Below are 13,602 nucleotides of genomic sequence, written 5' to 3' on the forward strand. Positions count from 1 at the left end.
ATTCCTTTATTTACTTCTAATTATTTACCAACTTTAAGGATAGCTAAGAATGCATCTTGAGGTACTTCAACGTTACCTAGTTGCTTCATTCGCTTTTTACCTTCTTTTTGTTTTTGTAGTAGTTTCTTCTTACGACTCACGTCACCACCGTAACATTTCGCGATTACGTTTTTACGTAATTGCTTAACTGTTGTACGGGCAATAACATGCTGACCAATCGCTGCTTGAATCGCAATATCAAACTGCTGACGTGGAATTAAGTCTTTCAGTGCTTCAGCTAACTGACGACCACGTGATTGTGCAATATCGCGGTGTACAATAATCGCTAACGCATCAACACGCTCACCATTAATTAATACGTCAACACGTACCATGTCTGAAGCTTGGAAATGCTTAAAGTTATAATCAAGCGATGCAAAACCACGGCTTGTTGATTTTAACTTATCGAAGAAGTCCATGACTACTTCAGCCATAGGTAATTCGTATGTCACAGCAACTTGCTTACCATGGTAGCTCATTTTAGTTTGTACACCACGCTTTTCAACACAAAGCGTAATTACGTTACCTAAAAATTCTTGCGGAACTAATATGTTAGCTTCAACAATTGGCTCACGGATTTCAAGAATATTATTCACCGGCGGTAAGTCAGACGGGTTATCTATCTGTTTAGTTCCGTCTTTAGTCTCTACTTCGTAGATTACTGTTGGCGCAGTGGTAATGAGATCAATGTCGTATTCACGCTCAAGACGCTCTTGAATGATTTCCATGTGTAGCATGCCTAAGAAGCCACAACGGAAACCAAAGCCTAGTGCTGTTGAGTTTTCTGGCTCGAAGAATAACGACGCATCGTTCAAGCTTAATTTATCAAGCGCATCACGGAATGACTCATAGTCATCTGATGAAATTGGGAACATACCTGCATAAACCTGCGGTTTAATGCGTTGGAAGCCCGGTAAACGCTCTGGAGCAGAGTTACGTTGTAGAGTGATGGTATCACCTACAGGTGCACCATGGATTTCTTTAATACCCGCAATAACAAAGCCTACTTCACCGGTTTTTAAGATACCCGTGTTGGTTTGTTTTGGTGTGAAAATACCCACTTTATCTGCGATATGAACTTGATCATTCGACATGATCTTAATTTTATCGCCCGCGCGCAATTCACCGTGCTTAATACGTACTAATGATACAACGCCTTGGTATGGGTCAAACCATGAGTCAATGATAAGCGCCTGTAGTGGCTCATCTTTGTCACCTTCTGGTGGCGGAATATCTTTAACAATGATTTCTAATACTTCTTCAATACCAATACCAGTTTTAGCACTACATTGCACAGCATCTAGGGCATCGATACCAATGATGTCTTCAATTTCTTCTGCTACACGAAGTGGATCGGCTTGTGGTAAGTCGATTTTATTTAGAACTGGAATAACTTCTAAGTCCATTTCGATTGCTGTGTAGCAGTTAGCTAAGGTTTGTGCTTCTACACCTTGACCCGCATCAACAACTAAAAGTGCACCTTCACAGGCCGCAAGTGAACGCGATACTTCGTATGTGAAGTCAACGTGTCCTGGCGTGTCGATAAAGTTTAACTGGTATGTTTCGCCGTCTTTAGCTTTATAATTTAGCGTTACACTTTGCGCTTTGATGGTAATACCACGCTCACGCTCAATGTCCATTGAGTCTAACACCTGCTGCTGCATTTCACGGTCTGTTAAACCACCACAAACTTGGATAAGACGGTCAGAGAGAGTCGATTTACCATGGTCAATATGGGCGATGATCGAAAAATTACGGATATGCTTCATAAACTGGATTCTAAACTTCTATATAAAATGGACTAAGTGTATAAAGCGACAATTTTACATTTAATTGGCTTTAATCACCATCTATTTGAGTGAAAGGAATAGTAATTGGGTGAATTTTTATTACTTTAATATCATGCTTAAGGCTCTTAACCCTTGATTTTGCTATCGCATAGCCCGTTAAGCCACCAATCACGGCGGCTAAAATTTGCCAGCCTTCTGCAAGTGAAAAAGCCGAAAATGCGATTAAAGCAAACCCTAAACTAAACAAAAGGGGTAGCATGTAAACAGCCATAGCGTGTTTAACTAAGTGGCTATCATCAAGTGCTAAAGTTACTTTTTGCCCTACTTGGAGCTCTTTTTCGAAGGTATAAGGAAAGGTTTTTTTAGCTGTTCCAAACAACTTTGCAAAAACTTGCGAACCACAACGACCATTACAGCCTGCACAGGCTTGCTTTTGTTCTGCTTCTAAATTCGCTGTCGTGCCTTTAACCGACACGACAGTGAGTGTTTGTTCAATCATGATTTAAAGAGGTCGCGCTACCGACTCAGCTATAGCTTTGGCTGTCATAGCAGGAATATTACCAACAACCGATACATCAAAGCTACCACCATTGTGCACATACACAGTCGTTGCACCTGAGGTTAAAGCGCCGCTTGCGCGCTTACCCGGTAAAGGTCTTTGAATAAAAACAGACACTTCAACAAACCCATCTGAATATAAATAATAGTCAGCAAGTTCATTATTTAAATCAAGTTTATGACGATCAGACTTTAATAACTTAAAGCCATCAGGAAGCCAACCAATTTTCCAATCATTCGCTGCGCTGTCTTCATTATTGGCTAAATCGTTAGTCGCAAGTACTGCTGGAAAATCACGATTTTGCATTTCAACTAACATAGGAGCAGGCTGCTCTGTTACGCTGATATGAGTTAACTGTAACTGCTCAAGCATCTCACCTTTGTGATTCACATAGGCAGATTTGAGTAACAACGAAGACTCAGTATCTAACCAAATCCAGTAGTTATATTTGTATTCATCTTTTGACTCGATACGCACTAACTGTGCTGAGCGCCCTGCAATACGTCCTTTTCCGCCAAGCACAAAATCATAGTGAGCGCTTAGTCGGTTAATATCTTTAAAAAGTACTTCAGGGATTGGCCCGGCAATAGAGTCTGTTTTAACTGAATAAGGCTCTGAATGAGGCTCAAAATAGGTCACTTGATCGTCAACGCGCACCATTTCTAGGCCAGCGCCGTTGAGTAAACTTAGGTGCTCAAGTTCAATATCACCTTGTTTTGCATGTAACCAGCGATAAGGTTCCATAGCTTGGCCTTTTACAACCACAAATGATGCGTCAAAGTTGCGAGTATGAACGGCCGTAGCCATATCATTTAATAAAGTCTTGGCGGGATTTTCGTCGCTGGCAATGGCTGGAGCCGTTAATACCAGCGACAAAATAAAAGTAAAAACTTTCATTTAATTAGTTTTTTTCCTCGTCTGCATTTTCTGCAGTTTGCGATTTTTCTAGCGAATATGCAACACGTGCTTGACGTTGGTGCTCAAGAACTAATGCACCAATACGCTGCTGTTGTAACTCACGTAAACCTTGCTCTGCATTTTCTAATGCAGGTTGCTCTGATGAGTAACTTACAGGAGAAGCCACACCTGTTAATGGTACTGTTTGTAATGTTGGAATGTCACTTTGCGGAGACTCGGTGTTTTGTGGCAATGTTTGTACGCCCACAATCGCAAACATAGCAACACTAGCAGCAATGGCCACTTGTGCAAATGGACGACGCCAATTAAATGCTACCACGTTATCTGTGCCTGTTGCCGCCACGATTTCTTCGCTTTTTGGTGCCGTTGTTTTATTCGCGAAATCTGCGTAAACAGGTTCTTGCTCAAGTGATTCTGCCACTGCATCTGCAATGTCAAAATTAAAAGCGTTGTTATTTGCCTCAGCACGCATTACATCACCAATCATTGCGTAACGACCAAATGTAGATACATCGTCGTTTGTGATCGCTTGATCAGTTAACTGCTGCTCGCCGTCAAGTAACGCGGACAACTGCTCATTATCCAACTTGTTAACGTCTGCTTTTGTCATACTAAGACTCACCTATTAATGGATTCAATTTATTATCAATCGCCTCACGGGCACGGAAAATACGTGAACGTACCGTTCCCACAGGGCAATCCATAACCACGGCTATTTCTTCATAGCTCATACCTTCAATTTCACGAAGGGTAATCGCGGTTTTTAGATCTTCAGGCAAACTATCAATCGTATTAAAAATTACAGCACGTACTTCGTCACTTAATAACAGGTTTTCTGGCGATGCGTTTGAACGCATTGCATCTGCACTGTCATAAAATTCTGCTTCTTCGGCATCAACATCGTTAGCTGGGGGTTTACGACCCTGCGCAACTAAGTAATTTTTAGCACAATTTACGGCGATACGGTACAACCAAGTATAAAAGGCGCTATCACCTCTAAAGTTAGGTAAAGCACGGTAAGCTTTAATAAAAGCTTCTTGTGCGACATCAGCAACATCACCTTGGTTCGATACATAACGTGAAATCAAACCTGCAATTTTATTCTGATATTTTCTAACTAATAGGTTGAAGGCGTTTTTATCTCCTTGCTGGACCCTTTTAACTAGCGCTAAATCCAAATCCTGCTCGCTCATTCGAGCCGGTACTCCTCTGTTTGATTCTTGCTTGCTATTCATATACTCGCCATTGTTTACACAAACTCTGACTGCACCATGAATATAAAAGTTCAGTTTAAAATGATTTTTTTATAAAATAGCACGCAAATAAATTGAGTCATACCAATCTTATTACACGACAACCTCAATAACTGCTTAAGAATCAACGGTTATCTAAATTAAATTCACAATTTAAAACAGCTAACAATAAACTGTTTATGTGACGATAAAACTAATAAGATTGGTATAACGTATTAAAATGACTAATAGTGTTAAAGCAAATATGGTACATATACGTATACCACATAAAAATTTATTTGCTCAAACTTTTGGCACTACTAGCCGAGCATTGTAACCGCAAAGACCACAGACATGAACCAAAATAAACATCACATTACTGATGTCGCTATCATTGGCAGCGGCGCCGCTGGCCTTTCTCTTGCTTTATCGCTTGCTAATCACTGTAAGGTGACAGTACTTAGTAAAGGCGCATTAACTGAAGGTTCTACCTTATATGCTCAAGGTGGTATTGCAGCGGTATTTGATAAAAAGAATGACAGCATTGAATCTCATGTTGAAGACACTCTAGATGCAGGTGGCGGATTATGTGACCGTGATGCGGTTCACTACACAGCAAGCAATGCTAAAAAATGTTTAAAGTGGCTAATTGAGCAAGGCGTACCTTTTGACATGGAGTTCGATTCAAAAGGTAAAGAGCGTTTTCATTTAACTCGCGAAGGTGGTCATAGTCATCGCCGTATTTTACATGCCGCCGATGCAACTGGCCGAGCAGTGCAAACCACCTTAATTAGCCAAGTCCAAGCACACCCTAACATCACTCTGTTAGAAAACTACAATGCCATCGATTTAATCACAGATAAAAGCTTAGCTAAAAAAGGCAAGCATGTTCACGGCTTATACGTCTGGAATTGTGTAGATAAAAAAGTTGAAACTATCGCAGCTAAGTTCGTATCACTGGCAACGGGCGGCGCAAGTAAAGTGTACTTATATACTTCTAACCCTGATGTATCGAGTGGTGATGGTATCGCAATGGCATGGCGTGCAGGGTGCCGTGTTGCCAATATGGAGTTTAACCAATTCCACCCAACAAGTTTGTACCACCCAGAGCTGCAAAACTTTTTGATCACCGAAGCAATGCGCGGTGAAGGTGCTTATTTAAAACGCCCTGATGGCACTCGCTTTATGAAAGACTTTGATGAGCGCGAAGAACTTGCCCCTCGCGATATTGTTGCTCGTGCTATCGATTTTGAAATGAAACGCCTTGGTGCGAACTGTGTGTACCTTGATATTAGTCACAAAGACAAAGATTTTATCATTGAGCACTTCCCAACTATCTACGCAAAATGTTTAAGTGTTGGCCTAGACATTACTAAAGAAGCCATTCCAGTGGTGCCTGCTGCACACTATACCTGCGGCGGTGTCATGACTGACTTTAATGGCCGTACAGATTTAGATAACTTATACGCTGTTGGCGAAGTGGCTTACACTGGTTTACATGGCGCTAATCGTATGGCGAGTAACTCGCTACTCGAATGTATCGTGTTTGCCCATGCTGCCGCGAAAGATATTCTAAGCAAAATCGATGCAAGCCCTGCCCTTGAAGCCTTACCACTTTGGGATGAAAGTCGCGTAACTAACTCAGACGAAGAAATCGTTATTACCCACAACTGGCATGAGCTAAGGTTATTTATGTGGGATTATGTGGGCATCGTACGCTCAACAAAACGTTTAGAACGTGCGCTTCACCGCGTAGAATTACTGCAGCAAGAAATTCACGACTATTACGCAAACTTTAGGGTTACAAATAACTTATTAGAACTTCGAAACCTAGTGCAGGTTGCAGAGCTTATTATTCGCAGCGCCCTTGAGCGTAAAGAAAGCCGTGGTCTTCATTACACAATTGATTACCCTGAGCAAAACGAAAATCCAACGCCGACAATTTTAACTCCTAAGTCGGTTGCTGCACTGCAATAATTGCACGCTTTAAGCGCGAGAAACTTTCTTCATCAACACTGGTTGAGCTTATAATCAGCCAGTGTGATTGATAAAACCCAGCCAACCTCAGCACTACAAAATTAGCAAACACATAACTTTTAGCTGTTATCTGACCTTGAATTTTAAGTTTGTCGTTAACAAACCTGAGATCTGCTTGCTCTAAAATTATAAAACCCTTTTCAGGCTGTGCTTGTTGGACTTTTTTAAAACTAAGAATGGCTAAGCAAAAGCACGCTAAACAAGCCAAAAGTTGAGCGAAAACATGCTGGTAAACAAAGCATAAAGTGATGGCTGTTAAGCAAAAAAAGACCACAAAGGGTTTGTGGTCTGGGGTGTTATTTGTAACGGTAAATCTATACACGAACTCGGTCTAAAATTAACGCGACCATACCGTTAAGCTCTGGGTCTTTACACTCTTCATGACCCATGAACCAGGCGAATAAATCAGGATCATCGCACTCAAGTAAGCGTTGAAAAACGGCTTGCTGTTCTTTTGATAGTGAGTCAAACGCTTCTTCAACGAATGGCATAAATAAAACATCTAGTTCTAACATACCGCGACGGCATGCCCAACGAATACGTTCTTTACTGTGAATTTCAGTCATTTTAAACCTCGTACTTATTTGTCTGCAGTTTACCAAATTGCTATCGAATAAACAGCTATTTAAATTGCTACCCTAACTAAGTTATCATTAGCGCTCATTCATATCGTAAAGAAGGTTTTTATGTCGACTGTTTACGCATGTCCTTTATCTTATTCACTTATCAGCCTAACTGGCAAAGATAAGTTGTCTTACCTTCACGGACAAATTACGCAAGATATCAACAAATTAACTGATGATAACTTCCTTTGGGCTGGCCACTGTAATGCAAAAGGCAAGCTTTGGGGTGTGTTTAGGTTGTTTTCACACCTTGATAGCTATTACCTTGCGGGCTCAAAACCTGAAGTTGAGCAATCACTAGTCGAGTTAAAAAAATATGCGGTATTTTCGCAAGTAGAAATTCAGCAATCTGAAAAACCGCTAATTGGCTTATTAGGCGATGACCTAACAGCGACTTTAGAAACCTTAGCAATTAATTTTGACGACGAGCACAGCGCAGTCGATTTTGCTGGCGGTAAAGCGTTAAAGCTTGCAGATAACCGCGTATTGCTTATGGTCAACGAAGAATTTAGCTTACCTGATAACGTCACAGCTCTTGATGATGACGCGTTATGGCAACAGGCAGCTATTGCCGCAGGCGAGCCGTCATTAAACAGCGACGCTATTGGCGAATACGTACCGCAAATGGTTAACTTGCAAGCGCTTGGCGGTATCAGTTTCAGAAAAGGCTGCTACACAGGACAAGAAACCGTCGCCCGTATGAAATACCTAGGCAAAAATAAACGTGCTATGTATATAGTTTCGGGCAAAGCTGAAGGCTTACTTGATGAGCTTGAGCTCGAAACACAAATGGGCGAAAACTGGCGCCGTGCTGGCAAGCTTATTAGCCAAAGTTTTAATCAACAAACGCAAACCTTAATGGGTCTGGTTGTGCTTCCTAACGACAATGAAGCAGGCCAAGTTTTGCGAGCAAAACACCTCCCTCAGGTAGAGTTATCTATTCAAGCTCTGCCTTACTCTCTCGAAGATGAATAAATAGGAATGACTATGATCGTAGCAGCAAACAAAGTGGTAAAAATGCATTATTCAGTATTGGATAATAACAAAAACACCATCGACAACTCTTTCGATGGCGAGCCACTAGTGTTTATCGTTGGCACGGGTTTCTTAATTCCAGGCCTCGAAAATGCGCTATTAGGTAAAGAAGCGGGCGACACATTCAGCGTAACAGTTGAGCCAGAGCAAGGCTATGGTGAGCGTCACGATGACCTAATGCAAGCAGTGCCAAAATCAATGTTTGAAGGTATGGAAATTGAAGTTGGTATGCAGTTCCGCGCTACGACAGACGCTGGCGACCAATCAGTAATGATCATTGAAATTCAAGACGAAGACGTTATTGTAGATGGTAACCACCCTCTTTCAGGTATTACCCTTCATTTTGATGTTGAAGTACTTGAAGTACGCGATGCAACTGAAGAAGAATTAGCACATGGTCATGTGCACGGTGAAGGTGGTTGTGGTCACAGCCACTAAACCATTACTATAAAAAAAAGCGCCATTGGCGCTTTTTTTATATCTGTTCAGCTGCTTTCTGTGCATCCAGTGCTGGCTCTGGTTCAGCAATATGCTCTCTAAGCGCAGCAAGTAAGCCTTCTTGGTCATTGGTTCCTAAGCGATAGTGCGTGCCATCTTTCATTGCCAATTCTACAGCACTAAATCCAGATACACTGTAAACCCAGCCATCATGCGTGATACGCAGACCAATACCATGTCGAAATGAATTACTTACCGCTCGAACAGATTCAATCTCATCAAAAGTCACTGTTTTACCAAATACCCCCGGACCAAATGCCCAGCTTACTGTTTTATCGCTCACCTTAATCGTTAAGCCATGAAACAAAAAGGCCACCAGCACTAAGATAGCGCTAAACACCATAAGAGGAATATCTGCACCAATTAAGTTCCAAGCTAAGGCAATGAAGGCGCCAATCCAGCCTAAGATAACAAAAATAAAAATAGCGTACTGTTTATGTTGATACATTCTGAAGTATTCTCTTAAAAGCTATAAACAAAGGTTGCACTCAGCTCAGAATCGTACTTGAGCTTATCTTCCTCTGGTTTTGAGTTATAGCGATACATGTAAGTAAATTTGAGTGATACATCACCCATAATTTTGCTGATCAGGGATGTTTCTGACTTTAAACGCGAGTTTAACCCTGACAATGATTGTTCATAACTGACATCTTGATTAAAGCGAGTACGAGCAGAGACTGTACGCTCCCACTGCAGCGCTAAACGAAGCAGGTAACCTGTTTTTGTTTCATCTTCTTCTGTTGCAGTCTCTTGATCAGCCACCGAGCGGTATAAACCCGGCCCCACATCGATATCGACTTTATTCTTGCTGCCTTGGTAAATGCGGTTACCGTAACCCGTCGCTATGGTGCTCTTAAACTCAAGACCACTAAACTTATCTCGCTCGTAGTCACCATAAATGAAAAATGACTCATTTTTCACGTTTAGCTTATAGTTACCTTGGCCCGATACAAAAATACGGTCTGCAGAGACTTCTTCATCACCAGTTTCTTCATTACGGTCACGTTTGTATAAAGTATCGAGCTTAAATTGGTTACGCCACTTTTCGAAATCTTGGTATAGGTTACCTTTAAGTTTGAAGCTGGTTGAGTTGGTATTGCCACGGCTTACCATAAAACCAAACTCCATATCTCCGTACAGCAACTCGCCTTTATGAATTTTATGGATTTCTTCTTCTGATAATTGCCCGTACTCATGAAAGTCTTCAAACGGATCAACAGCAAAAGCCTGCCAACTGCAAACTAGCAGGGCGGGCAAAATAATTCGTTTTATTGAATTAAAACAACTAAAAGTAGAGTCAAACATCGGCTGGAGAGTTATTCGCTATCTTTCCAAAGAATGTGGCAAAACGGTGCATCTTTGTCTCGGCTAATTAAAATTTTCGCAAACAAGATATCTTGATTGTCGAATTCAAGTCCTACTAAGACTTGTACAAACAGCTCAGGTTCAATTTCTAGTGCAACAAAATCTTGCCACTGCTCGTCAGGCTCACCTTCTTCAATAAAGCCAAGCTCTTCTCTGTGCTCGTTAAAATCAGCAATATCTTGCTCGCTTAAATTATCAGGTGCTAACTCTAAAAAGATATCATAAGCCTGATGAGTTACTTCTTCTTCACTGTATAAGCGTGGACCAGCCATTCCTTAAACCTCTGCACATGTGTATCGCTTTGAATCTGGCTATGATAACAAACCTCTTTTGAGTTTTACCAAAAAAAAAGCCAGGTTGCCCTGACTTTTTTGTAATTAATAACAGATTTTACTCAGCACTTGCTGTGCCTTTTATTTTTTCGCGCATTGATTGCACTAACGTATAAAATAGCGGAACAAGTAAGGTGCCAAAAATGGTTGCAGCTAACATCCCGAATAACACGGTAATACCGAGTGATATTCGGCTCCCCGCCCCTGCGCCACTTGCAAACACCAGCGGTAATACGCCAAGTACAAACGATAATGCCGTCATCAATACTGCTCTAAAACGTAATCTTGCCGCGTTAAGAGCCGCTTCAAAAATACTTTTGCCTGCAGCGCGTTCTTCCATAGCAAATTCAACAATCAAAATGGCGGTTTTGGTGGACAGGCCAATCAGTAGCACTAAACCAACCTGTGCATAGATGTTGTTTTCCATGCCAATCACATACAGCGCAAGCATGGCACCAAATAATGCCAGCGGCACCGCTGCAATGACCGAAAACGGAATTGTCCAACTTTCGTATTGCGCAACCAAGAATAGATACACAAATACTACCGCTAAGCCAAACAAGATTGGCGCAGTGTTACCCGCTTCAATCTCTTGTTTAGACTGCCCAGCCCACTCATACACATAGCCTGTTGGTAATTGCTCAGCCAACTCTTGCATTGCTTTAATGGCATCACCACTAGCATACCCCGCCGCAGGTTGTCCGCTAATGCTTGCACTGCGGTATAAATTAAAGTGCGTTAAGCTTGTAGGACCCAGAATTGGCTCAAGTTTAGCTAATGTAGTGAGCGGCACCATTGCTCCCTCATCATTACGTACATAGTAGTGCTGTAAGTCTGCGGGGTTTTGGCGAAAACGGCTTTCCGCCTGCATGATAACGCGGTAAGTACGGCTAAATTGGTTAAAGTCATTAATGTATAACGAGCCTAGCTGCGCCTGCAAGGTTAAGAAAATATCGCTAAGCGCGACCCCTTGAGCTTTTGCCTTATTACGGTCAATTTCAAGGAAATACTGTGGCACATTCGCTCTAAATGTACTGTAAACATTTGATAGCTCTGGGCGTTGGTTCGCTTCATAAATCAGGCCATTTAATACTTGCGCAAGCTCAGCAGGCTCGCGCCCTTCACTGTCTTGTAACCTAAATTCAAAGCCAGCACTTGTACCAAGTCCAGGTATTGAAGGCGGGTTAAAGGCCATGATTTGCGCATCTGGCATTGCCCAAAACAGCCCCATCAAGCGCGTTAGTACCGCACGTAAACCAAGTTCAGGGCTAGTTCGTTCTTCCCAGTCTTTAAGTACTACGATACCAAGCGCATTATTAGAACCCGCACCACCGAGTAATGAAAAACCAGAAACCGCAATAAAATCGGTTGCCGCTGGTTCATTTTTAACAATATCCCCCAGCTTATGCATTACATCTTGGGTACGACCGCTTGCTGCCGCATCAGGTAATTGCACATCAACAAAAAGAAAGCCTTGGTCTTCTGCTGGTACAAAGCCTGTAGGCACCGTTTTTACCAACCAACCTGCAGCAGCAAAAATAACCACTGCAAACAATGCCATTCTCGCTGTACGTTTGAGGATAAAGTTAATCACTTTACCGTAACCATTGGTTGAGCGGGTAATGATGTTTTCAAACGGGGCTAGCCATTTAATCGGCTTCATGGCTTTTTCACTTAACAATAAAGCACACAAAGCAGGGCTTAATGTCAGTGCATTTAAAGATGAAATGAGTACTGCAAATGAAATCGTCACCGAGAATTGTTTATAAAGCTCCCCGGTTATTCCCGGCATAAAGCCTACTGGCACAAACACCGCAAGCAATACTAAGGTCGTTGCCACGATTGGCCCCGATACCTGCTCCATCGCTTTGGTAACCGCTTCTTTAATTGGCAGCTTTTCTTCTTTTAGTATTCGCTCAACGTTTTCAATAACGATAATGGCATCATCTACTACGATACCTATCGCAAGCACTAAACCAAACAAGGTGATTAAGTTGATGGAGTAATCCATCATCATCATAAACGCGAAAGTCCCCACCAAAGATACCGGAATAGCCACCGTTGGAATGAGCGTAGCGCGCCAATTTTGTAAGAATAAAAATACCACTAAAATAACCAAGCCAACCGCTTGGATAAGGGTGACGACCACTTCATCAATCGAGCGATTGATGAACTCTGTGGTGTCATAAGGAATAGAGTACTCAACGCCATCAGGTAGCTGTTTAGCAAGCTCAGCCATACGTGCTTTTACATCGTTGGCAACTTGCGTCGCATTCGCTTCTGTTAGCTGATAAATAACAATAAAGGCAGTGTCTTGCTGGTTTAACTTTGCTGTTGTGCTGTAGCTTGCTGCACCTAATTCAATTCGGGCAATATCGTGCAGGCGCACAAAGTTACCATCTTTGCTCGAGCGAATAATGGTTTGACCAAACTCTTCAGGGGTTTTTAAGCGCCCTTTTGCCTGAATCGAATATTCAAATTGCTGGCTCGGTGCTGAGGGGGCAGCCCCTAGTTTACCTGCTGCTACGATAGTATTTTGCTCTTGCAACGCAGCTTGAACCTCTGACACAGTTAAACCCAATGATGCCATTCGATCTGGGCGCAACCACAAGCGCATTGAATAGGTTTGTTCACCCATAACCTCAGCTGATGCAACCCCATTAATACGGCCAAGAGGCTCGGTTAAGTAGTTGGTTGCATAGTTGCTTAAGAAAATAGCGTCGATATTTTCTTGATTCGAGTATAAGTTGATACCAAGTAACATCGAGCTCGATTTTTTCTTAACCGACACACCTTGGCGTTTAACCTCTTCAGGTAAGCCTGCTTCAGCAAGTGCCACACGGTTTTGCACATTAACTTGGGCAATATCTGTATCTGTGCCGACTTTAAAATAAACAGTTATGTTGGCCGTGCCGTTATTAGACGATGTTGATTCGATATACATCATATCTTCAACGCCATTAACTTGCTCTTCTATGGGCCGGATCACCGACTCTTCGACAATTTGCGCACTTGCACCTGGGTAACTAGCACTAATTTGAACTTGCGGAGGGGTAATTTGCGGATACATATTCACTGGCAGCAAGGCCATTGAAATTAAACCCGCAATGGTAATAACAATCGAAATTACCAAGGCAAACTTTGGGCGAGATATAAAAGTTTTACTGATCATAT

At 42.1% G+C, this 13,602-nt stretch carries 14 protein-coding genes; 3 read left to right on the forward strand and 11 right to left on the reverse strand.

Annotation, left to right across the window (positions count from 1 at the left end):
- Positions 1–20: 20 nt before the first annotated feature.
- The 5 genes from lepA to rpoE all read right to left on the reverse strand — a co-directional run bounded on the left by lepA (position 21) and on the right by rpoE (position 4,499).
- On the reverse strand, positions 21–1,808 hold the full coding sequence (gene lepA / locus HUS62_RS13730) for a translation elongation factor 4 (RefSeq protein WP_175079985.1): 1,788 nt from the start codon (positions 1,806–1,808) through the stop codon (positions 21–23).
- Between the two features lie 70 nt (positions 1,809–1,878).
- A complete protein-coding gene (locus tag HUS62_RS13735; RefSeq protein ID WP_054554334.1) occupies positions 1,879–2,328 on the reverse strand; it encodes a SoxR reducing system RseC family protein in 450 nt (149 codons plus the stop codon).
- Between the two features lie 3 nt (positions 2,329–2,331).
- Positions 2,332–3,285: a MucB/RseB C-terminal domain-containing protein gene (locus HUS62_RS13740; protein ID WP_054562253.1), complete on the reverse strand. Its 954-nt coding sequence runs from the start codon at positions 3,283–3,285 to the stop codon at positions 2,332–2,334.
- A 4-nt stretch (positions 3,286–3,289) separates the two neighbouring features.
- Complete coding sequence (locus HUS62_RS13745; protein ID WP_175079986.1) at positions 3,290–3,916, reverse strand: sigma-E factor negative regulatory protein; 627 nt, start codon at positions 3,914–3,916, stop codon at positions 3,290–3,292.
- Between the two features lies 1 nt (position 3,917).
- Positions 3,918–4,499 (reverse strand): RNA polymerase sigma factor RpoE, encoded by a 582-nt coding sequence (gene rpoE, locus HUS62_RS13750; protein ID WP_036969086.1) that lies wholly within the window; start codon positions 4,497–4,499, stop codon positions 3,918–3,920.
- A gap of 393 nt (positions 4,500–4,892) precedes the next feature.
- Between rpoE and nadB the strand changes: the two genes are divergently transcribed.
- Positions 4,893–6,515, forward strand: coding sequence for an L-aspartate oxidase (gene nadB, locus HUS62_RS13755; protein WP_054554331.1), 1,623 nt, complete (start codon positions 4,893–4,895; stop codon positions 6,513–6,515).
- Here the strand turns inward: nadB and HUS62_RS23515 are convergent.
- Both HUS62_RS23515 and HUS62_RS13760 read right to left on the reverse strand, forming a co-directional pair.
- On the reverse strand, positions 6,490–6,897 hold the full coding sequence (locus HUS62_RS23515; protein WP_404936073.1) for a protein YgfX: 408 nt from the start codon (positions 6,895–6,897) through the stop codon (positions 6,490–6,492). The genes nadB and HUS62_RS23515 overlap by 26 nt on opposite strands.
- Complete coding sequence (locus tag HUS62_RS13760; protein ID WP_054562257.1) at positions 6,890–7,141, reverse strand: succinate dehydrogenase assembly factor 2; 252 nt, start codon at positions 7,139–7,141, stop codon at positions 6,890–6,892. Before HUS62_RS13760 ends, HUS62_RS23515 begins: the two co-directional genes overlap by 8 nt.
- Before the next feature lie 120 nt (positions 7,142–7,261).
- Here HUS62_RS13760 and ygfZ point away from each other — a divergent pair, with 120 nt between their 5' ends.
- A complete protein-coding gene (gene ygfZ, locus HUS62_RS13765) occupies positions 7,262–8,173 on the forward strand; it encodes a tRNA-modifying protein YgfZ (RefSeq protein WP_175079987.1) in 912 nt (303 codons plus the stop codon).
- Positions 8,174–8,185: 12 nt separating this feature from the next.
- Positions 8,186–8,671: a peptidylprolyl isomerase gene (locus HUS62_RS13770; protein ID WP_054554327.1), complete on the forward strand. Its 486-nt coding sequence runs from the start codon at positions 8,186–8,188 to the stop codon at positions 8,669–8,671.
- Positions 8,672–8,708: 37 nt separating this feature from the next.
- Here the strand turns inward: HUS62_RS13770 and HUS62_RS13775 are convergent, their stop codons facing one another.
- From HUS62_RS13775 to HUS62_RS13790, 4 genes are all read right to left on the reverse strand, one after another.
- Positions 8,709–9,179 carry a hypothetical protein gene (locus HUS62_RS13775; protein WP_175079988.1) on the reverse strand — a complete coding sequence of 157 codons (471 nt, stop codon included), beginning with the start codon at positions 9,177–9,179 and terminating at the stop codon, positions 8,709–8,711.
- 14 nt (positions 9,180–9,193) lie between these two features.
- Positions 9,194–9,988: a YdiY family protein gene (locus HUS62_RS13780; protein ID WP_370316364.1), complete on the reverse strand. Its 795-nt coding sequence runs from the start codon at positions 9,986–9,988 to the stop codon at positions 9,194–9,196.
- 59 nt (positions 9,989–10,047) lie between these two features.
- The gene (locus HUS62_RS13785) at positions 10,048–10,368 is read right to left on the reverse strand and encodes an HI1450 family dsDNA-mimic protein (protein WP_054554325.1); all 321 of its coding nucleotides are present in this window, start codon (positions 10,366–10,368) and stop codon (positions 10,048–10,050) included.
- Positions 10,369–10,486: 118 nt separating this feature from the next.
- A complete protein-coding gene (locus tag HUS62_RS13790; protein WP_175079989.1) occupies positions 10,487–13,600 on the reverse strand; it encodes an efflux RND transporter permease subunit in 3,114 nt (1,037 codons plus the stop codon).
- Between the last annotated feature and the right edge of the window lie 2 nt (positions 13,601–13,602).

Origin of the sequence: Pseudoalteromonas sp. 0303, from assembly GCF_013349995.1 — a bacterium.
Classification (GTDB): domain Bacteria; phylum Pseudomonadota; class Gammaproteobacteria; order Enterobacterales; family Alteromonadaceae; genus Pseudoalteromonas.